The following is a 21166-nucleotide window of genomic DNA, read 5'->3' as shown; positions in this document are numbered from 1 at the left end:
TAAGATCACCGCTCGAGGGGTGGTGGCATGGTCATGAGGAACTACCGGTGGTGCGCGGCGATCGCGGCGGTACTGCTGCTGGCCGGCTGTGGCGGTGGCGCGGAGAGCGACAGCGGGGACGGCAAGGCGGTGGCGCTCACGAAGGAGCAGGTCCGCAAGACGCTGCCGGACGGTGAGGCCATGACGGGCTGGAAGAAGTCCGCTCGGCCCACGGCCGTCGAGATGGACAAGCTCTACCGTTCGCAGGCCTGCCCCATCAAGGGCAACGCGGGCTGCGAGAACTCCCGCTTCTACGGCGCCTCGACCTTCCGGCACGACGGCAACGCCGCCACCGTCACCTTCCTGATCGTCGCCTACGACAGCGAACAGGCCGCCCGGGAGGCGTACGACGTGCTCTGGGACGGCTACTACGGCGAGAGGGCGGGGCAGCGGGCCAAGACGTTCAGCCTCGGCCCGATCGGTGACGAGCGCGACGCCCGGTTCGGTTCCTCCGGCTTCCGCGGCGAGCCCGGCGCCGTGACCCAGACCCGGGTCGGCACGGCGCTGCTGTGGATCGAGGCGGCTTCCGCGGACAAGGGCGGCATCGACGAGGACGGAGTCCGGGACCTGGCCACGGTGCTCGCCGAGCGGGCCCGACAGGCCCAGAACGGGGACACGCCTTCCGCCGCGCTCGACGGCTGACCGGACGGCCACGCCGGGACCGCCCCGCTGCCGGAGAGCGGAGGAGCCGATCCACCCGAACGCGGTCCCGCCGCGTGCCTTCTTCTCGCGATTTCCACCCGTATTCATGTCGCACCATTTCCGGGTGCCGCCTCGGCTGGTGTCCAAGGAAACGGCTCGGCAGGTGGGCGATGCGCACAAGGAGATCTTTCCCTTCCGCTCTCCCGCGAGGAGACTGATCGCATCGGCGGCGATCACGCTGAGCGCGTCTTCTGCGGAAGAAGAGCTCAGACGCCGTTCCCGGCCACCCTCGGACGTCAAGGTTCACGGCGATGTCGCGACAGGCAGGTGGTATCTGCGAGGAGTGTCCTGATGGAGATGATTCTTTACGGGTGCGTCGGAGTGTTGTCGGGATTTTTTCACGCACGACTCACCGGCTCGACAAAAGCGACGGCTGTGGTGAACTGTGCCGCGTGCGCCGGTTTGCCCGGCGCGCCGTTTCGGCTGTTCGGGCCGGTGGAGGGCAGGCCGACGGCCCGGCTCTCGCGTCGGGTGGGCGCAGGGTTCCGCGGCTCCGGCCGGGGATGTCTCGTCGGGCCGCGGAGAGAACCCCCTGCGCTTCTTCACCTGGAGAGTGCTTCTCCCTCTGCGGGGACCGGACCCTGGACAAGCCCTGTCGTCCCAGTTCAGAGGCACTCTCCGTTGGATTGATCAAGACCCGGACAAGCCCACGCGGGACCATCTGACCGTCCGAAACGGCCGCGCGCGCCGGTGTCGCGCTCGAGGACGGCCAGGCCGCTCAGGTGTGAGGTGGCGTGGTCACAGCGCGATGCGGACGGTCTTGACCTGGGTGTAGGTGTCGAGTCCCTCCAGGCCGCCTTCGCGGCCCAGGCCGGACTGCTTGTAACCGCCGAAGGGGAGGTTGCCGGTGCTCATCTCGGCCCAGGTGTTGACCCAGACGGTGCCGGCCTCGATGGCTGCGGCCATGCGGTGTGCGGTGGTGAGGTTGGTGGTCCACACGGAGGCGGCCAGTCCGTAGTCGGTGTCGTTGGCCTGGGCGATGGCGTCGTCGATGTCGGTGAAGGTGGTGATCACGCCGACGGGGCCGAAGATCTCCTCGCGGACGACGCGCATGTCGGGGCGGACGTCGTCGAGGAGGGTGGGGGCGAAGAAGTATCCGTGGTCGCCGAAGCGCCCGCCGCCGGTCACCACGTTCGCGCCCTCCTCGCGGGCGATGTCGACGTAGGCGCTGACGCGGTCGAACTGCGCCTTGGTGGAGAGCGGTCCCACCAGCGTGCCCCGGGCCAGCGGGTCGCCCGGGGTGAATGCCTCCATCGTCTTCAGCAACTTCTCGACGAACTCCTCGCGGATGCTCTCCTCGACGAACACCCGTGATCCGGCGACGCAGGCCTGTCCCGCGTTACCCAGGAAGCCGGCCGCCACGCCGCGGACCGCGACGTCGAGGTCGGCGTCGGCGAAGACGACCGACGGCGACTTGCCGCCCAGTTCGAGCGTTGTGCGCTTGAGCGTGTCGGTGGCCTGGCGCTGGACCAGCTTGCCGGTCGCGGTCGACCCGGTGAAGGCGATCTTCGCGACACCGGGGTGCGCGACCAGCGCCTGGCCCGCTTCGGCGCCCAGGCCGGTGACGACGTTCACGACACCGGCCGGCAGGTCGGTGCCGGCCAGCAGCTCGGCCAGGCGCAGCGTGCTCAGCGAGGCGGTCTCGGCCGGCTTGAGCACGACGGTGTTGCCGGCGGCCAGGGCCGGGGCGAGCTTGCCGGGCAGTTGGCCCATCGGACCGTTCCAGCCCCAGATGATGCCGACGACGCCGAGGGGCTCCTTGCGGGTGTAGGCCATGCGGTCCTTGCCTGCGGGAACACTCACGCCGGACAGCTTGGTGGGCCAGCCCGCGTAGTAGCGGAAGACCTCACTCGCCTCGGCCAGCATGTGTGCGGTCAGCATGCGGGGTGCGCCCATGTCGACCGAGTCGATGGTGGCCAGTTCGTCGGCGTGCTCCTCGATGACGTCGGCGATCTGGTTCAGGATCCGGCCGCGCCGGTCGGGGCTCATTTCCGCCCAGGCGGGATCGGTGAACGCCGCGCGCGCGGCGTTCACCGCGGCGTCGACGTCGGCTGCCTCGCCGCGCGGCACACCGGCCAGCGCCTCCTCGGTGGCCGGGTCGGTGTTCGGCAGCGTTCGTCCGGAGACCGCGGCGACCTGTCGGCCTCCGATCCACATCATCCGCTCCCCGGCCCGTACGAACGCGGGGATGTCACGGCGGGCGGTGTCGGCGACGGGCGGGACGCTCACAGGTGCAGTCATGGCTGTTCCTCTTCCGATGTCCTGATCAGCAGATCCGTCCTAAGCGGATTGCCTGTCCACTTAACGTAACGGACAGGCTGTCCGCTTGCAAGAGGAAGTGAGAAGGGTGTCCGGTACGCTGAGGTTCTGGACAGCGAAGGAAGGAAGCATCCGCCGTGAGCGCTGAGCCCGCCCCTGCCCGACGTGCCGACGCCGAGCGCAACCGGTCGAAGATCATCGCGGTCGCCCGCGAGGCCTTCGCCGAACCCGGTGCCGCACCGTCGATGGCCGAGATCGCCCGACGTGCCGGCGTCGGCATGGCCACGCTCTACCGCAACTTCCCCGGCAGGCTCGAACTGGTGGAGGAACTCTTCCGTCACACCGTCGACGACATGTGCCAAGCCGCCGAATCCGTCAGTGGCGACACGCCTGGCGAGGCCTTCTTCGCCTGGCTCATGCGCTTCCACGCCATCGGCGCCCGCAAAGGACCTCTCGCCTCCGTCCTCCTCTCCGAATCCGCCCATGGCACCCCCATCCTCCGCGCCAGCCGCTCCCGCACCATCGCGGCAGGCGAACCCCTTTTCCGCGCCGCGCAACGCAGCGGAGAAGTACGCGACGACGTCTCTCTCGGACAGATCCTCGACGGCCTCGTCGCGCTCGCCGGCATCGACAACGACCCGGACTTCCCCGGCGCCCTGATCCGCATCCTGCTCGACGGTCTGCATCCGGATCCGCGCACCCCGGGCGGATCGCCGGCTGCCGGTGAAGGCACGGACATCCCCACGACCACAAGAAGGAGCGAGTGAGTGGCGTCCGTCCCCCCGTAAGACCCCGCGCCCGCCTGCGCCGCCGCAGGATCCGCTGCACCACTCCGGACAAGGCCGACCGAGCGCTGCCGTCGAAAGCTCGGGCGTCGAGGCACGGGTCCAGGATCCCTGACGGCCCGCACCCGCGACCAGCGCTTTCACGACGGGCGGAGGGGCATGCCCGACTGCGCTTCTGCACCTGGAGAGTGCTTCCCTCCTGGCAGCGGACAGGACCCGGACGGGCCCCCATCGTTGCAGGTCGGAGCCGCTCTCCACTCGCTCGATCAAGTCCCGGAGAGGCCGGCTCGTGAAAGCCCGAGGCTGACACCGTGTCCTACGTGGTGAGTTTGAGGCACTCCTCGCGGCTCCGCGCGGAGTACGCCGGGGCGGAGCGGGTGCGCCGACTGTGCGAGGACGGGGAACACGACAGCCTGGGCGACCTCGCGGAGGACGGCTACGACCTGGTCGTCATGCGGTTGTCCATCGTGTTCGTCCGGGACCGTGCCCGCGTTCTGCGCCGGCTGGGCACGCCTGCGGAAGGGCAGGGCGCTGGTCGTCATCACGCCGGTCGAGGAGCACACACCACCCGAGCGGTGCCACATCGCGCTGGACGAGTGTGAACCGACCGCGTCCAGCGGCAGGTTCGAGCAGGTCGAGCGGTTCGACGCGCAGGGCCTGTCGGTGCCGGCCCGGCGAGGACGGACCTCACGCCGGCGTCGACGAGGTGGCGGTCCCGTCGCCGTCGCGGGCGATCTCGTGGGAGACGGTCGAAGGGGATCCGGCCAGCCGCTCGGCCGGCTGCCGGCTGACTCTTTGGCGGCGATGCCGCGGGATGTCTCCTCGCGTTCGTTGCCGGTCGGATGCCGCGCGAAATCCCTTGCGCAATGGTCAAGAGTCGTTGACCATTGCTCGCATGACTGCCGATGATCTACCCGAGGCCTTTCACGTCACCACTGACGAACAGCTGCGCGCCGTCTCCAACCTCACGCGTCACCGGATCATGGCCGTGCTCCGCTTCGAGCCCGCGACGATCACGCAGATCGCCGAGCGAGTGGGCCTTGCGAAGGGGAGTTCGAGCTATCACGTGCGGCTGCTCGAGCGGGCCGGCCTGGTGAGGGTGGTACGAACGCGGAAGGTCCGGGGGGTCACCGAGCGGTACTACGCGATGGCCGCGCGGTCGATCGTGCTGCCGGATCCGGGCGAGGGAGGACCGGACGTGCTGATGCGGCACGCGGTGGCGGACCTGGAGGCAGCGCCCGCAGAGGGCGAGCGGCACGTGCGGATGGCGCATCTGCGGCTCACCGATGAGCAGTTCGCGGAGCTGGGGGCGCGGTTGCAGGCGCTGGCGGACGAGTACCGGAAGCTGTCCGATCCGTCGCTGCCGGACGCGTCACTCGTCTTCGCACTGTTCCACCCGGCACCGCGCGAGCAGGCCGAGGGGGGCGCCGAGTGACCTCGGACATCCGGGAGTTACCGACCGGGTTCGGACGGCTGTGGACCGCGCAGACGATCTCCTCGCTCGGTGACGGGGTGACGCATGCGGCGCTGCCGCTGCTCGCCTTGACGTTGACGCGGGATCCGATGGCGCTCGCCGCGGTCACGGCCGCGGGGACGTTGCCGTGGCTGCTCTTCGGGGTGCTCGGCGGTGCGCTGGTGGACCGCTGGGACCGCCGGCGCACGATGTGGGTCTCGGACGCGGCACGTGCGGTGCTGCTCGGCATACCCGCGGCGGCGGCCGTGCTCGACGTGCTGAGCATTCCGCTGCTCGCGGCCGTCGCCTTCCTGCTCGGCCTCGGCGGACTCTTCTTCGACACGGCCGCCACGGCCTATCTGCCGGATCTGCTCCGCCGGGATCCCGCGCTCCTGGAGCGCGCCAACTCCCGCTTGCGCGGCGCCCAGACCGCCATGTCCGGCTTCGCGGGGCCGCCTGCGGGCAGCGCGCTGCTCGCGCTCGGACGTGCGGTTCCGCTGCTCGCCGACGCGGTGTCCTTCATGCTCTCCGCACTGCTCGTCCGTACGCTGCCCGCCATGCCCCGGCCCGTGCCGGAGGTCCGCGAGCCGCTGCTCCGGCAGGCGCGGGCCGGGGCCGCGTACGTCTTCCGGGACCGGGTGCTGCTCGGACTGGCGCTCCGCCCGGCGGTCGGGAACGTCGCCTTCCTCGCTGTGGAGACCGTCCTCGCCCTCTTCGCGCACGACCGCCTCGGCATCGACACCTACGGCTTCGGCCTGCTCCTCACGGCGGAGGCCACCGGCGGCCTGCTCGGCGCGGGCATCGCCTCCTGCCTCGGCCGACGACATGGCACCGGCGCCGCACTGACCTGCACGGCCGCCGTCGAAGGACTTGCCGTCCTGGGCCTGGCCGCCGCCCCGGACCCGTACGTGGCCGGGCTGGCGCTCGCCGTCTGCGGGGCCGGCATGGGCGCCACCATGGTGCTCGCGCCCTCCCTCCGGCAGGCGATCGTCCCCGCCCGTCTGATGGGCCGGGTCGCCTCCACCTCCCGCATGCTGGCCATGTGCGCCGCCCCCATCGGGGCCTTCTTCGGCGGTTGGCTGGCCACCACCTACGACATCCGCACCCCGCTCTACGCCGCCGCCCTCCTCCTCCTGGCGATGACCGCCGTCACGGCATCCATGACCAGCAACCGCCGGGTCGAAGCGGCGCTGCGTGCCGCCGCCCCGGCCGACGGTCCGCATCACCCGGCATCCGGAGATCCCGCCCAGGAGAGTGCACCCGACGTGTCCTGACGCCTGCCGCGAAGGCGTCACCACACGTCGGGTGCCAGGCCCCCGTGGGGCGCAACGAGTGGCCAGGCCGGTCGGGTGCGCCGGCCGTCAGTACTCGGCGGCGTCCGGTTTGCGGAAGGGGCGCAGGCCCTGGCCGGGGCCGCTGCCTTTGCCGGTGAACAGGTGGCGGCCCAGGAAGTTGATGTGCCGGTCCTTGAGCGGGGAGAGGCGGGCGACGTCTTCGTCCTTCGGGCCGGCCCCGCCTCCCACCGACCGGCGCCCCCACATCGCTCATGGCGTCCGGGACTCCCAGCGCACCACCCGACGCGGGGCGAGTTCTGCGATCAACTCGCCCCGATGCCGGCGCGACAACCCGCAGAAGGCAGGATGGCACAGGGCCGCGCGGACCTGCCTGACCTTCGTGCACCAGACAACTCGCGCGGGTGTCTCCCTGTCCCCGCACTCACCGACCGACATCGAGAGCAGCTCGGCCCATTAGGGTCGGGACATGACACCACTCCTCGCCAGCAGTGCCTTCGACTCGCTCCGCCTCGACGCCGTGTCCGACCAGGAGGCGCTGCGCCAGGTCTACGAACTCCCCCATGACACGGCCGTGCGGAAGCAGATGACCGAACTCACCGAGCAGACACGGCGGTTGATCGAATGCTCACCGCTGGTCCTGGTCGCCAGCGCGGACGCCGAGGGCAACTGTGACGTCTCCCCGCGCGGCGGCCCCGCCGGGTTCGTCGCCGTCCTGGACACACGGACGGTGGCGATACCGGACGCGACCGGCAACAAGCGCCTGGACACCCTGCAGAACGTCGTCGCCACCGGACGGGCCGGGCTGCTGTTCGTCATCCCGGGGCGCACCACGACGCTCAGGGTGAACGGCCGGGCCTGTGTCTCCACCCGCCCGGAGCTGTTGTCGCAGCTGACCGCCGTGGGCAAGCCGCCGGCCAGCGCGCTGGTGCTGGGGATCGAGGAGGTCTACCCGCACTGCCCCAAGTCGCTCCTGCGCAGCGGCGCGTGGAAGCCGGAGCAGTGGCTGCCGGCGGGCGCCCAGCCGACCTCGGCCGAGGTGACGCTGGCCCAGTTGCGGATGCCGGAGCTGACGATCGCCGACATCGAACAGGCGGAGGCGGATTCGCTGAAGTACCGGTACGAGTGACGGGCCGACCAGCGGTGACCGAACCACCGGCCCGCCGAACCCCCGGACCAGCGATAGCGTGATCGTCATGACGGCTGAAGACGAGGCGCTGGTCGGCGGAATGGCGAACGCGGGGGCGGTCTTCCGTCGGGGAACGGTGGTCGATCGCCCGGCGCCGCGCAACGCGCGCGTCCTGCACACCTATCTCCTCGCGCTGGAGGAAGACGGCTTCGACGCGGCGCCGACCCCTCTTGGTCTCACCGCGGACGGTCGTGAGCAGCTGGCCTTCATCCCAGGCGACGTGGCTCTGCCGTCGTTCCCGGACTGGGCGATGACGAAGGCTGCCCTCGAATCGGTGGGGAGCCTGCTGCGGCGCCTGCACGAGACCAGCGCGGCCATCGCGGTCGACACCCAGGCCGAATGGCCCCGGGACCTGGCCGACCCGAAAGGGGGAACGACGCTGTGCCACAACGATGTGTGCCCGGACAATGTCGTCTTCCGCGCCGGCCGTGCCGCTGCCCTGATCGATTTCGACCTGGCGGCCCCGGGCCGCCCCCTCTGGGACATCGCGATGACCGCCCGCTATTGGGTGCCCATGCTCGATCCCGGTTCGGCGGCGGCCCCCTACCCCTTTGGGCTGGATGCGCCCGCACGGCTGCGGATCCTTGCCGACAGCTACGGCCTCTCGGCGGGGGAGCGCGCCGAGTTGCCCGGCGTCATCGAGCAGGCCACGGAGGTCTGCCGGGCCTTCGTCGCCCGCCGCGTGGCCGACGGTGACCCCGTCCGTCTCCAGGCGCTGGCCGAACGCGGGGGATGGGAACGCTGGGACCGTACGCAGACATGGCTGGTGGAACACCGCAAGACGTTCACGGCTGCCCTGCTGAGCTGACCGGGCCGGACGTTCGAGGACAAACGTGCGGGGCGTCCTTGGTGCCGCGTTCGTCCTCGGTGGCCTGGAACCGGTAGGAGTCGGTGCCGGTCCGGATCAGCGTGCAGCCGAAGGTGATCCGGCCGGAGACGGCCGCACAGGGTTCTGTGCGGGGATCGCGTCGGCGATCTCGTCGCGGCGGACGTGCACGATGACGCCGGCGCCGGCGCCGGCGTCGGCCAGGACCCTGGCCATGGCGGTGTCCCAGGACCCGGCCGAGAACACCGCAGCACGGGCCGAACAGCGCTGGGGCACTGCGATGCCCTCTCGCCGGGGTGATGACCGGGCCCGGCCGTCGTAGCGACCCCACCGGCCCCGGCCGGGGCCTCCACAGGGCGCCGCCGAGGCAGCCGGACCACGCGGGGACCCGGCCCCGTGGGCAGCACCCGGTGTGCCTCGCGCAGCAGGTGCGGTGCCTGAACGTCCCCCAGCTTGCTGATCTTCGTCCCGAGGGTCCCGGGCGAGCGATACGGTGCGCACCGTGGACATACGCGGCTGGTTCGCCTGGATCGCCCTCGGCCTGGTCGTCTTGCAGGCCCTCGGCCTCGTTCCCGTCATACGCCGCCTGCGCGGATCCGACTCCGCGGCGCGCGTCAAGGCGCGCCTGGACCTGCTGGACGTCGTCGGCTCCCTGCTGCTCTTCGGTGGCCTGCTGCTGAGTCTCGTGGTGGCGGAAGCCTGGTTCTGGCTGACCTTCGCCGGCTTCGCGCTCATGGCCGCCGTCTACGCAGTGAAGGGCGTCCACCTGCTCCGCGCCCGCCGCCCCACAGCCTGATCCGGAAGACAGGCCCTCACCGTCGTACGGGTCGTGGGGCGGGTACCTGCCTGTCGCCGCGCCCGCCGCGCCCGCCGCGCCCGCCGCGCCCGCCGCGCCGTTGCCGGTCGCCGGTGAGCGCGACGATCCGGTGGGCGGGCACGGCGATGGCCGGATGGCGGTTCCTGGGGAGAAGCCCGCCCGGCCGGTTCAAGGAGGCGCAGGAGACGAAGCGGATCGCGGTGCGGAGGTTTGCCCTTGCCCGCCTGATCCCAGGCTCGGACCCTGTCCGGGCCGCAGCGCCGCCACCGAGCAACGCGAAGCGAGCGACAAGAGGGTGCTGCCCGTCGCACAAGGTCGCCGCCAGGTCGAGAACGTCGCCGTGGCCGGCGGGGCCGGTAGGAGAACACCGTGGGCGGCGCGCGGTATCTACACCAGACCGCCTCTCACGACACGATCGAGGGCTGCCCGGCCTGCGGGACCCCACGTCGGCTTGCCACCAGGAAGGCCCCGATCTCCGTTCTGCCCCATGAGCATGAGGAACAGACTTTTCAGAGCAGCCAGCCCGCGGGCGCGCCGGATCGTCGCCTCGTCCGCATGCGCATACACGTCGAAGAACCGTGAGGCGGCGCCCGCGGGAAGAACCACCCATGCGGCCGCGAGGTCCCAGGCCGGGTCACCGGCGAACATGTCACCAAAGTCGATCACACCCGAGAGCGTCCCGTCCGAGACGATGACATTCGCGGGATGAAGGTCACCGTGCACCCAGACCGGCGCGCCCTCCCACTCGGGCGCCGCGACGGCGTCATCCCAGACGGTCCGGACCTCGTCGGCAACGCCGCCAGGTGCAAGGGATCGAAGGAAGTGGTCGAAGCCGTCGGCGCACTTCCTGGGGTGAGCGCCGCGGTCCGAACTGGTCGGCGCCTCGGCGGGCGCCTCCGTGTGCAGCGCCCTGAGGAAGCCCGCCAGCGTGTCAGCCGCGTGGTCGTCGCGGCTGATGGGGGTGGAGTCCAGTGGCTCGCCGGGCACCCACGTCATGATGGTCCAGGGTTTCGGGAAGCGTGTGGACGGTTCACCGATCCGCACGGGGGTCGGGACCGGGAGCGGCAGGAGCGGGGCCAGGACAGGCAGCCACCGGCACTCCTTGCGCTGGAGATCCGGAGCACGCTCTGTACGCGGCATGCGCACGGCCAACTCGTCCCCGAGGCGCCACTGCTGGTTGTCCCATCCGCCCGCCACCTCACGGATGGCCAGCCCTGCGAGGTCCGGATGCTGCTCCACCAGCAGGTCATGGACCAGGTCTGCGGTGATCTCGATCTCGGCGTCGGTCATGCGAAGTCACCGTACCGGGGCAGGAGGAGCCGCCGAGCGCATCCGCTCCAGCCCCGTCGGCGGGCGGCGGGGTCGCGCCGGGCAACATGCCGGGGGACCGCATCGACGCCGGGACGGGCGTACCGCTCCAGGGGGACGGAGGCGTGCGGGGACCGTGCGAGCAGCATCGGGCGCGCTTGAGGCGGCAGTCGCGAAGGATCTTCCAGGTCTTCATGCGGACGAAGGCGCGTCCGACGCGGGCGCGAACCTTGCGGCGGGAGGCGTTGTGCTCTTCTTTCCAGGCCGGGGGGTTCGCTCTGGCCGCGTTCGCGGCGGTGCGGGATGACCAGGCCCGTGCCCCGCCCCGGTAGCCGCCGTCCCCGACGCCTCGGCTGTCCCGGTGGTGCAGGAGACCGAGGGGGAAGTGGACGATCCGGCACTGCGAACATGTTCGTTACGATCGGGCGATGACCGTGAGAAGAGAGCCGATCAGCCGCCGGGAGCGTCCGGCGAAGCCCGCTCTGTCCCGGCGCGGGATCGTGGACACCGCCGTGCGGATCATGCGAGCGGAGGGGCTGGGGAAGGTCACGATGCGCCGCCTGGCGCAGGAACTGGACACCGGTCCGGCGTCGCTGTACGTCTACGTCGCCAACACCGCCGAGCTGCACGCGGCCGTGCTGGACTCTCTGCTCGGCGAGGTCGACCTGACCGGACGGGACGGCGGTGAGGACTGGCGCGAGCAGCTCCGCGCCGTCATGACGTCGTACACCGTTGTGCTGTTCGAGCACCCGCAGCTGGCGCGGGCCGCGCTCGTCGCCCGCCCGAGCGGCGAGAACTACCTGCGCTTGGTGGAGCGCATCCTCGATCTCCTTTCGCGCAGCGGCGCCGGCCGGGAGCAGGTCGCCTGGGGGGTGGACAAGCTGCTCCAGGACGCGACGGCCACCGCTGCCGAGCACTCGACGCAGGAGCACGACCCCGCCTCCGAGGGCGACTGGAACGCAACCGTACGGGCGCTGCACGCCGTGGACCCCACCACGCATCCGGCGATCACCGCGCACATGCCCGCCCTGATCGGTGGCTCGGTGCGGGACAGGATCCGCTGGAACTTCGACGTCCTCGTCAACGGCATCACGCACACGCCGGTCCCGGGCGCAGTGGACTGAGCCTCGGGCGGGGTGGGCTGCCCTGCCGGCGGAGGGGGCTTGGGGAGCCGGGTTCCCTCACCGCCCGCCGCCGACGCTCGAACGAACTTGTTCGTGACGAACATGTTCGTTACGGTGGTGGAAGCGGCCGAGGCATCGCTTGCCGCCCCGTCGCGCACACCGCCTTCCGAAGGGGGCTTGCGCCGTCGGCGGCGATGACTCGGCGGACAGAGGCGTTCCCCTGTTCCTTCCGGAGGCCCCCATGAGCACCCGTCATTTTCCTGTCGTGATCGTCGGCGGAGGTCTCGGCGGCCTGACCGCCGCGCGTGTCCTGCACGTCAATGGCATCGAGTCGGCGATTTTCGAGCTGGAGGCATCGGCGGCGGCCCGTACTCAGGGCGGGATGCTCGACATCCACGAGGAGAACGGGCAGAAGGCCCTGCACGCCGCCGGTCTCCACGACGACTTCCTCAAGATCGTCCACGAGGGCGGTCAGGCCATGCGCCTGCTCGGCCCCGACGGCACGGTGTACGTGGCCGAGGAGGACGACGGCACCGGCGGCCGGCCGGAGGTGGACCGCGGGGACCTGCGTGACCTGCTCCTCGGCTCCCTGCCCGACGGCACGATCCACTGGGGCCGGAAGGTCACCGATGCCAGGGCGCTGGGCGACGGGCGCCACGAGGTGACGTTCGCCGACGGTTCGGCCATCACCACCGGTCTCCTGATCGGCGCGGACGGCGCCTGGTCCCGGATCCGGCCGCTGGTCTCGGACGCCAAGCCCGCCTACACCGGCATCTCCTTCGTCGAGACCGACCTGTTCGACGCCGACACCCGCCACCCGCGCAGCGCCGCGGTCATCGGCGGCGGGTTCTTCCTCGGCCTGGGGAACGAACGCGGTGTCCTCGCGCACCGGGAGACCGACGGCAGTCTCCACGTCCACACGGCCCTCAAGGTCGACGAAGGCTGGCTGGACACGGTCGACTTCACCGACCGGGCCGCCGCCAAGGCCGCGGTCCTCGCCCACTTCGAGGGCTGGGACGAGGGCCTGCGCGGCCTGGTCGCCGACGCGGAGACGATCACCCCGCGCCGTATTCACGCCCTGCCCGTCGGGCACCGCTGGGACCGCGTCCCGGGCGTGACCCTGCTCGGTGACGCCGCCCACGTGATGTCCCCCTTCGCCGGGGAGGGCGCCAACCTCGCCATGCTCGACGGCGCCGAACTCGCCCTGGCCGTCGCCGCCCACCCCGGCGACACCGAGGCCGCCCTGGCCGCGTACGAGGGGGCCCTCTTCCCGCGCAGCGAAGCGTCCGCCGCCGAGTCCGCCGCCAACCTGGACACGATGTTCGGCGAGCGGGGCCTGGAGCGGATGGCCGAGTTCTTCACCTCCGGCCCGGTGAGGCCCGGTGAACCGGGCGAAGGCCGCGTCGGGCGAACGGGGAACTCCCTGGTGGGATCAGCCTGAGGGCGAGCGTCGACGACGCTGTTCGTTCACATGACGTGACATCCAGCGCATGCCGACGGCGGACAGTTGCTCCGCTCGTTGTCCTGCCGGGCGACTGCGAGGTCGATGGCCCACTTGTCGGCCTGGCCACGGCGTGGCTCGGGCTTCTCGTGCTCAGCCGCAGGTTCGATCCTGTGGGTGTGCTCGCACATCCGCTGCGGCACGGTGGTGAGCTTGTCCCACCCCAGCCGGACCGAGCGCACCCATCGTCCGAGTCCTCGTCCTGGTGCGCGACGGTACCCGGCTGCATCGGCAGTTCGCCGCCGGCCTTCAGGCGGAGGCGGAGCAGACGGCCGCGCCCGCCCGGAGCGCGCGCACGTACACGAGGTGGCCGCGTTCGACGCGTCCGCCGCGGCGCCGGAGAACCGGCTCGATGACCTGACCCGGTAGGCGCGGCACCACCAAAAGCAGGACGCTTCCCTGTCACTGGACAGACCGCGCTCTCAGCAGCCGGCCGGACTGTTTCACCCGCAGCCTGGTGAACGTCCGGCCCGCACCCACTTGGCCTTCCACAACCCAGCCGTTCGACGGAGCTGCCCGTTCCACGGCCTTGTGCAACACCCTTGGGCGGGAACTCGTCCCATCGGTCAGCTGCGGGCCGGATGAGGAGGGCCGTGAGGCGGAGCGCACCCTGATGGGTGATGGCCGGCTCGGGGTGTCGTACGGAGTCGAGACCGCCGGCACTCGCCGTTCGGGGTCAAGAGCGTGGCTGCGGCCAGTGACGTGCGGCGGACAGCGTGACCTCGACGTCGTCGCTCCACGAACAGACTTCCAGCCATGACAGGTAGCCGCCCTGCGTGAAGACCAGGACCTCGCCCGGGTACTCACGGGGGCTGTCCGGTTGTTCCTTCGCTGTCCGCCTGTTCGGGGGCGTCGTGCGGTGTTGCGCACGAGGGGCGGCCGACGGCTGTGTCCGTGCTTGTGGGATTGGCGGTTTTCGGCCTGACCGTCGGAGCGCGGGAGGCGCACAATGCCGGGTACTCGCCGTAGGAGGTCGTTGTGCGTTCTTCGCGTTCCGTGAGGCTCCTGCGAGGTGTCGTGCAGGTGGTGGTCGTGCTGGCGGTGCTCGTCGGCTGGTACGCCGCGATCGGACCGGCCGCCCGTGCCGGGGAACGAGCTGGGCAACAGGCGGCCGTCGCGGTGCGCGGGGGCGACACCCTCTACAGCTCCGGCACCCGCTGCACCGTGGGCTTCAACGCGCGTTCCGGCTCCACGCTGTACGCGCTCGTCGCGGGCCGGTGCGCCCAGGGGGCCCTTACCTGGTACGCCGACGCCGCCCTGACCGTCGTCGGCGTCACCGCGGGAGTGAGTTTCCCGGGCAACGACTACGCGAGCGTCCGGTACACCAACACGGCGGTCGCCTATCCGGGCGAGGTCTCGCTGGGCGCCGGCGCCGGCACGCGCGACATCACCGGCGCGGCGGCTCCCGTCGTCGGGCAGCCGGTCTGCCACGTCGGGCGGACCACCGGACACCGCTGCGGAACCGTCCAGGCCGTGAACGTGACGGTCAACTACGGTGGGGGAGTCGTGTACGGGCTGTTCCGGTCCACCGTCTGCTCCGAGCCCGGAGATACAGGCGGTCCGGCTTTCTCCGGCGGCACGGCTCTCGGGATCATCGTGGGCAGCAGCGGGAACTGCAGCTCAGGAGGCTTCACCTACTACCAGCCGGTGGTCGAGTGGCTGTCGGTGTACGGCCTGAGCGTCTACTGAGGCGGCCGAGCCGAGCCGGCCGGGCGCGCAAGGCACGTTCCTGACGGCTTGTGACCTGTCCGGGTCGAGCACGGCATCGCACACCTGAAGAACCGGCGGCGGGCACGGGCCCACCACCTCGGCCGCCACGAGCGCATGAGCGACACCGTCCAGGCCGTCGTCGGTCTGCTGCCCCCCCAGGCAGATCATCGGCCCGGCCCCGGCGCGGTAGAGGCGGACCTCCGACCTCCACCGGAGTCCTCGACGTCTCACCGGGGGCGCCCCGCTGCGCCTGGTTCCCGTGGTGAGGACAACCCCACCTTCCAGCCGGAGGCTGGCCGCAGAGACCGCCCGGGCACCCACGCGCTAACTTCCCTGTCCGAGGACCGCGATCCGCGGCCACGGCGCAAAGGCGCTGCCTTCCAAGCCTTCCCACAGACGCGAGAGCCTTGATGAAACGCTTCGGCGCCATCGCGCGCATGACTGCCACGCCACAGCGGCAGATCAGCACACTGACCGCATCAGCGGGGGCGATCCTCCTCGTCTTCTTCCTCGCCCCCGACGCTGTGGCCCGGACGTCTGTCAGCACGGCGAACGTCAGCGACTCCTTCCGCCAGGGCTTCATCGCCTACTGGCAGTCCGGCAGCCAGGACTTCCCGCCTCGACTGCAGGCCACGGTCGCCTTCTGGTTCCGTTTCCACCTCGTCAAGGCCGGCTGCTCCGTGCTGCTCCTTGCCGTGGCGGTGGCCTTGGGCGTCACCCTGCGGCGGCACTTTCGGCAGCGTACCGGCGGGCGGTCCGCTCGCCTTCGCCGCGGACTGTCCTGCGTCCTGGTCGGGGTGCTCGCGCTCTTCGCTCTGACGGCACTGATGGCCAACGTGCAAGGCGCGGCGGCGCCTTTCGCCTCGCTGCTGCCCCTGTTGACGAACGGTGGTGCGGACGGCGAACTCGCCGCCACCCTCACCCAGGTCCGGCAACAAGCCGCGGCTCACCCGAGTCCCGGGCACTCTCCGGCCCTGACCTTCATGGTCGGTGAATTCGCCGTCTACCATGCCGTACTGGCCGCGATGGCCGCCACGATCACCTGCGTGCTGGCCGGCAGCAGCATCCTGCTGTGGAACCGGTCGAGGACATCGGCCGACAGGCACGCAAAGCAGGCAACGAAACTGGGCGCTGCCGTCTCAGCACTGTGGGCGGCTGTTGCGCTCGTCATCACCTTCTCCAACGCCATGAACGCGGCGAACTCGCCCCAGGCGCTCGCCCACCTCTTCACCGGGGGCTGGTGAGCGACGGCCTGGTTCCTCGTGCCGTCGCACCGGCGGGCGGGACCATCGGCCCCGTCCGACCACTCGGCCGTCCGGGCGCCGGCTCGTTCCGCCCGCCCTGGACCCCCCTCGTCTCCCGCAGGCGCTGTGAGGCGACGCCCCGCGTGCGGCCGCCTTCGTCCGACGCCCGCCCCGACCGGGCCCCGGGCGGAGCCGCCCCGTCTCGCCCGCGGCTACGAGCGGACCGGCGAGAGTTCCGCGAAAGCCCTGCACGGGGCGGGGCCGCGCGGGACGTGTACGTGGTCGTACGCCGTAGGGCCCGGGGGCCCGTCACCAGGACGGCCCCCCGGGCGGCGAACTCCTGGCCCTCGTCCGGTCGCCCGCTCCGGGCTCAGGGACGGTGGAACCGCACCTCCGGGTGGGCCGGATCCGGGCCGTCGAGGAGGGGCTGGTCCCTGCCCCGCAGGTGCTCGTCGAAGAAGGCAGCGACGTACGCGCGGGTGACGGCCACCGCGCGGTCGGCCGGGAGGTCACCACCGGGGAGGCCGAAGTGCCCCAGGAGCACGGGCGCGTCACTGAAGCCGAGGTGGTCGGCGCCCTCGACGGTCAGCCAGTGCTTCTCGCCGCTCAGGGCCGTCCAGGTGGTGTCCCAGGAGGTGTCCTCGCCGCCCGGCCGGTGGAACTCGTCGGTGCCCAGCAGCAGGAACGGGCGCCCGCCGAGCCCGTCGGCGGGCAGTGCGTCCCAGAACGTGCCGTCCATGTTCACTCCGGCGTCGATACGCCGGTCGGCGGCCATGGCGCTGACGGCGCTCGCACCGCCGACCGAGTGGCCGGCCATGCCGATCCGCGTCCGGTCGATGGACGACGCGTACCGCCAGGCGGGCCGGGGGCCGGTCAGCCGGTCCAGGACGAACCGGGTGTCGGCGGCCCGGGCCCCGGTCACCAGGCTGCCGTCGGCCCAGTCGTCCTCCTCCATGACGGTGCAGGCGACGCAGGTCAGGGTGCGCCCGCCCGGCACCGACGTACCGGACGACTCGTAGGCGTGGTCGAGCGAGGCGACGACGTAGCCGCGGGAGGCGAGGTCCACGGCGAGGCCGGTGAGGGTGAACCGCGGCATGCCGAAGCCGGGCGAGAGCACCACCAGCGGGTGCCGTCCCGCAGCGGGGCGCACGTCCACCGCGCTGTGCGTGAGGGCCCGCGCCACCTGCCGCACCGACGCCGGGTCCTCGAGCGGCACGCCCTTCAGCAGCAGCCGGGCCTCTTCCTGGGTGGCGTACGGGGCGGGGCGGCCCGGCGTGTGCCGGGCGGAGGCGGGTCGGGCCGCGGGGTAGTGCAGGGTGACCATGATTTCCCGGCCGTCGGCCCCGGGCACCCAGGGGTCGGTGCGGGAGCGGTCCACGAGGTGGAGGACGGAACTGCCCACCCCGTACGGTCCGGTGGGCACCGGCAGCCGCACGGGGTCGGCCGGCCGGTCCGGGGTGGTCGTGGCGGTGCGCGCAAGGGCCGGCGCGGCGGTGGCGGTGGTGGCGGCCGGTAACGCAACCGCGCAGGCGAGAAGGGCGGCGGCGGCCGCCCGGGTCAGCTTGTTCATGCCGGGGACGCTACGGTCCCGGCCCCGCACCCCGCGTCCGTCCACGGTCGCAACCGCCGCCAAGGCTGTACATCCCGGGTCGGATGCCGGTCTCCACCAGGCGGCCGCAGGCGATACGCGCGCGTGCCGGCCGGCTCCTCGCACACGGGCCGTCTCGCGGACCGCGGCGGCTTCGGAGCCGGTGCTCGGGGCGCTCGCCCGTCGACCGGGTTCGCCGCCGGACGGGGGAGGGGTCCTCTCCCTGCTCGGGTTGTGTCCCGTCGCATGGAAGGCCGGGCAGTCTCACCGAAGGGGGAGCGCGTCCTCGCGGGAGCCTCTTCTTGCCGGGTTCGTCGTCGGACCAGACAGGAAGATCATCACGTTCGCCGTGTTTACCGGTGCGGCTCTGCTCGGTGCCGCCGGCCCCGCCTCGGCGGACTCCTCCCACGGCCTCCTTCAGGACGCCCAGGACCTCCGGAGCACAGGTGGGGACGGCCCCAGCTCACAGGCACGGTTCTCACAGAACCCCGGGGTCAGCGGCACGGTCCCGAAGTCGGCCTCGAGTCGCTTCGTGGACAACGTGACCGCGCCGGGCGCGGAGGGAACAGGCCCTGGCGGGAGAGGGCGGGAGTTCCGGCGCCCGGATGCGCCGTGCTCAGGCACGCATCGACGCCGATCCCGCCGCCGCGCACACCATCGCCGCACTCGCTGGGGTCGTCACGCTGTCACCGTCCCGCGTGGCCCACCTGTTCGCCCGGCAGACCAGCGCCACACCGCTGCGGGCCCTGTGCGAGGCACTCCCGCGGCACGCCGCGCGGCTGCTGCGGAGTGCCGCGCTGCCGGCCCGCCCGGGTGACCGAGGCGTCCGGCAGCGCCGGCCCTTTCCCCTTCAGCCGGGTCTTCCGCCGGCGCTGCGGGGTGCCTCCGCGGGACTACCGAGCGGCGGGCCGGGTCACTTCTTGATCGCGACACCGCAGACGGAGACGTCGGCCGTGTCCTCCTCGGCCCGGTCGGTGTCCGGGCGCCAGGCGGCCGTGGCCACGACCCCCGGCTCCACCAGTTCCAGCCCGGCGAAGAAGGAGGCGATCTCCTGCGGTGACCGCAGGTGGTAGGTGTTGGCCGACTGCCCGTTGTAGATCCCGACCGCGGTGTTGAGCGCCTCGTTGGTGTTCGTGCCGTCGCTCAGGGCCAGGTAGCTGCCCGGGGGCAGGGCCGACATCAGTGTGCTCACCAGGTCGGCGGGGCGCTCGGCGTCGGAGATCTGCCCCATGATGCCCAGCATGGTCAGGGCGACCGGGCGGCTGAGGTCCAGGGTCTTCGCTGCTTCGGCGAGGATGCGTTCCGGGTCCCTGACGTCGGCGTCGACGTAGGCGCAGGCGCCCTCGGCGCTGCTGGTGAGCAGGGCCTGCGCGTGCACCAGGACGAGGGGGTCGTTGTCGACGTACACGATGCGGCTCTCCGGCGCGATGCGCTGGGCCAGTTCGTGTGTGTTGTCGGCGGTGGGCAGTCCGGTGCCGATGTCGAGGAACTGGCGGACACCGGCCTCGCCCGCCAGGAAGCGCACGGCGCGCGTGAGGAACCTCCGCTGCAGGCGCGCGACGGCGGCGAACTCCGGGAAGGTCTTCAGGATGACCTCACCGGCCTCGCTGTCGACGGGGTAGTTGTCCTTGCCTCCCAGCAGGTAGTTCCAGACACGGGCGGAGTGCGGGCGATCGGTCTGCAGCCTGGCCCTGACTTCTTCACTCGGGTGGGTCATGGGGAAAGCTTCACATAGAGCTATGCCTCTGTAGGTCAACTCTCGCGATACCGGACCGACTTCGTTCGGGCTGAGGAACGCCGCCAGGGCCGCGACGGCCCGCTGGCGGTCGGACCTTCACAGCGCTGCGAGGACACGGAATCCGTGGCGCAGCCAAGATTTCCGTCTGATCAGCGCCCCCACGGAACCGCTGGACCGGGGAACACCGGTACAGCGGTCATCGGTGAGATCGGCCTTGAAGACGGAGGAGCCCGGCGAGGAGTGGTCGCCGGAATCCTCCGTCGTGCGCCGGGCCCGTCGTACAGTGCGGCGCCGGGATCATGCGTCTTCCCCTTCGCGCTGGGCCTGCGCCGGCAGCGCCGCCACGACGTCGCTCGTTGTTCCGGGCCGGTGGGTCAGTGTCGGAGGAGGGCGATGCGGATCGCTCGCTCCACCTGGACCGCGGTGTTGGCGTGTCCCGCGGCGTTGGGGTGGATCATTGTGGCGCGCTTCTCGATGGGACCGCAGTCCACCGACGTGCCGGGGAACGTGGTGGGCCAGTAGTCCGCGGCGTCGCCGCAGATTCCTTCGATCCACTTGGTGCCCGCCGGCTGACAGACGTCGTGGCCCTCGCTGGAGGAGTAGACGTTGACGTAGCGGTCGCCGAAGAACGACGCGGCCCGCTTGATCGTTTTGTTCAGCGGCTTGAGGACGTCGTCACGGAGCCAGTCGATGTCGGCGTGGGTGGTCGCGCCGAGTTCGGTGAGGGACCCGCGGTCGCAGTCACTGGCATCGGCCGGCATGATGGCCGGGTAGCCGACGTTGATCACCTTGGCGTTGGGCGCGGCCTGGTGCACCTCGGCCAGCATCTCGATGTACTCGTCCTGGACCCGGGCGAGCCTCTCCCGGATGCTCTCCACCCCCTCGGGCGGGTCGGTGAAGTACTCGCGGCAGGACTTGCCGATCGTGCCCTGGTCGAGGCACTTGGGGAAGATGTCGCCGAAGGGCAGGCTGTTGCCGCCGATGGCGATGGTGACGACGTCGGTCTCGTCGTCGAGCCCGGCCCGCTTGATCTGCGTGTCCACCGCGGGCCAGCCGCCGGCGGGGGTCTGGACCGGGCTGATCGGCGTCTGCTTGACCTTGGCGATGTTCGCGATGACGGCGCTGCTGCAGCCGACGTTGGTCAGGTGGACGTACTTGCCCGGCGGGGACCCGGCGAGTTCCCGTTCGACCACGCTGGGATAGGAGCCGCTGGTCCGGGCGCAGCCGTCCTGCGACGGATCCCCCAGCGGGGGCTGCGGATCGCCGACGAAGACGCCGGCGGTGAACGAGTCGCCGAGCGCGGCCCACTCGTACTGGTCGGCCGCACCGGCGGAGCCGGAGGGTAAGAGCGTGGCCGCGGCGAGCGCGAGCCCGACGGCCAGGGCTCGCGTGCGCGGGCGGGAGACAGGGTGTCGCATGGATCCTCCAGGATCAGTGGAAGACGTCCGGACGGCCGGAACGCGACGCCCGGAGCGGAACGCACCTCATCCAAAATCATCCGCGCCGTCGCCCCGCCCTGTCCGGTGAAACGGTCCGTCATCACCCGACCGGGCTAATTGTTCGGATCTTTCGCGTCGACTCCCGGCGCAGC

General features: G+C 71.5%; 17 protein-coding genes and 2 pseudogenes. 11 read left to right on the top strand and 8 right to left on the bottom strand.

Annotated features, from left to right (window positions below; translation table 11 throughout):
- Nucleotides 1-33 precede the first annotated feature (33 nt).
- The gene (locus ACH4F6_RS34550; RefSeq protein ID WP_397964319.1) at nt 34-681 is read left to right on the top strand and encodes a hypothetical protein; all 648 of its coding nucleotides are present in this window, start codon (nt 34-36) and stop codon (nt 679-681) included.
- Nucleotides 682-753: 72 nt separating this feature from the next.
- Here ACH4F6_RS34550 and ACH4F6_RS34545 read toward each other — a convergent pair.
- Both ACH4F6_RS34545 and ACH4F6_RS34540 read right to left on the bottom strand, forming a co-directional pair.
- Nucleotides 754-981, bottom strand: a pseudogene (locus ACH4F6_RS34545) (CGNR zinc finger domain-containing protein); the annotation flags it as partial.
- A gap of 498 nt (nt 982-1479) precedes the next feature.
- Nucleotides 1480-2982 (bottom strand): aldehyde dehydrogenase family protein, encoded by a 1503-nt coding sequence (locus ACH4F6_RS34540; RefSeq protein WP_397964318.1) that lies wholly within the window; start codon nt 2980-2982, stop codon nt 1480-1482.
- Nucleotides 2983-3137: 155 nt separating this feature from the next.
- Here ACH4F6_RS34540 and ACH4F6_RS34535 point away from each other — a divergent pair, with 155 nt between their 5' ends.
- The 3 genes from ACH4F6_RS34535 (at nt 3138) to ACH4F6_RS34525 (ending at nt 6512) form a co-directional block, all read left to right on the top strand.
- Nucleotides 3138-3767 (top strand): TetR/AcrR family transcriptional regulator, encoded by a 630-nt coding sequence (locus tag ACH4F6_RS34535; protein ID WP_397964317.1) that lies wholly within the window; start codon nt 3138-3140, stop codon nt 3765-3767.
- A gap of 913 nt (nt 3768-4680) precedes the next feature.
- Nucleotides 4681-5220 (top strand): ArsR/SmtB family transcription factor, encoded by a 540-nt coding sequence (locus tag ACH4F6_RS34530; RefSeq protein WP_397964316.1) that lies wholly within the window; start codon nt 4681-4683, stop codon nt 5218-5220.
- Nucleotides 5217-6512 (top strand): MFS transporter, encoded by a 1296-nt coding sequence (locus ACH4F6_RS34525; RefSeq protein ID WP_397964315.1) that lies wholly within the window; start codon nt 5217-5219, stop codon nt 6510-6512. Before ACH4F6_RS34530 ends, ACH4F6_RS34525 begins: the two co-directional genes overlap by 4 nt.
- Before the next feature lie 87 nt (nt 6513-6599).
- On the opposite strand, the gene ACH4F6_RS34520 is transcribed toward ACH4F6_RS34525, so the two are convergent.
- Nucleotides 6600-6761, bottom strand: a complete 162-nt coding sequence (locus ACH4F6_RS34520; RefSeq protein ID WP_397964314.1) for a hypothetical protein — start codon at nt 6759-6761, stop codon at nt 6600-6602.
- Nucleotides 6762-6999: 238 nt separating this feature from the next.
- On the opposite strand from ACH4F6_RS34520, the gene ACH4F6_RS34515 reads away from it, so the two are divergent.
- From ACH4F6_RS34515 to ACH4F6_RS34505, 3 genes are all read left to right on the top strand, one after another.
- Nucleotides 7000-7659 carry an MSMEG_1061 family FMN-dependent PPOX-type flavoprotein gene (locus ACH4F6_RS34515; RefSeq protein WP_397964313.1) on the top strand — a complete coding sequence of 220 codons (660 nt, stop codon included), beginning with the start codon at nt 7000-7002 and terminating at the stop codon, nt 7657-7659.
- A 67-nt stretch (nt 7660-7726) separates the two neighbouring features.
- Complete coding sequence (locus ACH4F6_RS34510) at nt 7727-8527, top strand: aminoglycoside phosphotransferase family protein (RefSeq protein WP_397964312.1); 801 nt, start codon at nt 7727-7729, stop codon at nt 8525-8527.
- 520 nt (nt 8528-9047) lie between these two features.
- Nucleotides 9048-9341 (top strand): hypothetical protein, encoded by a 294-nt coding sequence (locus tag ACH4F6_RS34505; RefSeq protein ID WP_397964311.1) that lies wholly within the window; start codon nt 9048-9050, stop codon nt 9339-9341.
- A gap of 408 nt (nt 9342-9749) precedes the next feature.
- Here ACH4F6_RS34505 and ACH4F6_RS34500 read toward each other — a convergent pair whose 3' ends face one another.
- A complete protein-coding gene (locus ACH4F6_RS34500; RefSeq protein WP_397964310.1) occupies nt 9750-10652 on the bottom strand; it encodes an aminoglycoside phosphotransferase family protein in 903 nt (300 codons plus the stop codon).
- A gap of 175 nt (nt 10653-10827) precedes the next feature.
- A pseudogene (locus tag ACH4F6_RS34495) lies at nt 10828-10990 on the bottom strand (IS5/IS1182 family transposase); the annotation flags it as partial.
- A 108-nt stretch (nt 10991-11098) separates the two neighbouring features.
- On the opposite strand from ACH4F6_RS34495, the gene ACH4F6_RS34490 reads away from it, so the two are divergent.
- The 4 genes from ACH4F6_RS34490 to ACH4F6_RS34475 all read left to right on the top strand — a co-directional run bounded on the left by ACH4F6_RS34490 (nt 11099) and on the right by ACH4F6_RS34475 (nt 16249).
- Nucleotides 11099-11794: a TetR/AcrR family transcriptional regulator gene (locus ACH4F6_RS34490; protein WP_397964309.1), complete on the top strand. Its 696-nt coding sequence runs from the start codon at nt 11099-11101 to the stop codon at nt 11792-11794.
- 241 nt (nt 11795-12035) lie between these two features.
- Nucleotides 12036-13235, top strand: a complete 1200-nt coding sequence (locus ACH4F6_RS34485; protein WP_397964308.1) for an FAD-dependent oxidoreductase — start codon at nt 12036-12038, stop codon at nt 13233-13235.
- A 1056-nt stretch (nt 13236-14291) separates the two neighbouring features.
- Complete coding sequence (locus tag ACH4F6_RS34480; protein ID WP_397964307.1) at nt 14292-14984, top strand: S1 family peptidase; 693 nt, start codon at nt 14292-14294, stop codon at nt 14982-14984.
- A gap of 431 nt (nt 14985-15415) precedes the next feature.
- Nucleotides 15416-16249, top strand: coding sequence for a tat (twin-arginine translocation) pathway signal sequence (locus ACH4F6_RS34475; RefSeq protein ID WP_397964306.1), 834 nt, complete (start codon nt 15416-15418; stop codon nt 16247-16249).
- Between the two features lie 370 nt (nt 16250-16619).
- Here the strand turns inward: ACH4F6_RS34475 and ACH4F6_RS34470 are convergent, their stop codons facing one another.
- From ACH4F6_RS34470 to ACH4F6_RS34460, 3 genes are all read right to left on the bottom strand, one after another.
- Nucleotides 16620-17819 (bottom strand): alpha/beta hydrolase family protein, encoded by a 1200-nt coding sequence (locus tag ACH4F6_RS34470; protein ID WP_397964305.1) that lies wholly within the window; start codon nt 17817-17819, stop codon nt 16620-16622.
- Nucleotides 17820-18750: 931 nt separating this feature from the next.
- Complete coding sequence (locus ACH4F6_RS34465; protein ID WP_397964304.1) at nt 18751-19554, bottom strand: SAM-dependent methyltransferase; 804 nt, start codon at nt 19552-19554, stop codon at nt 18751-18753.
- 395 nt (nt 19555-19949) lie between these two features.
- Nucleotides 19950-20993 (bottom strand): SGNH/GDSL hydrolase family protein, encoded by a 1044-nt coding sequence (locus ACH4F6_RS34460; protein WP_397964303.1) that lies wholly within the window; start codon nt 20991-20993, stop codon nt 19950-19952.
- Nucleotides 20994-21166: the final 173 nt, after the last annotated feature.

Source organism: Streptomyces sp. NPDC017936 (assembly GCF_044328485.1).
Lineage (GTDB): Bacteria > Actinomycetota > Actinomycetes > Streptomycetales > Streptomycetaceae > Streptomyces.
Note: the sequence above shows the minus strand (reverse complement) of the source record. Positions and strands in the feature narration are given on the sequence as shown.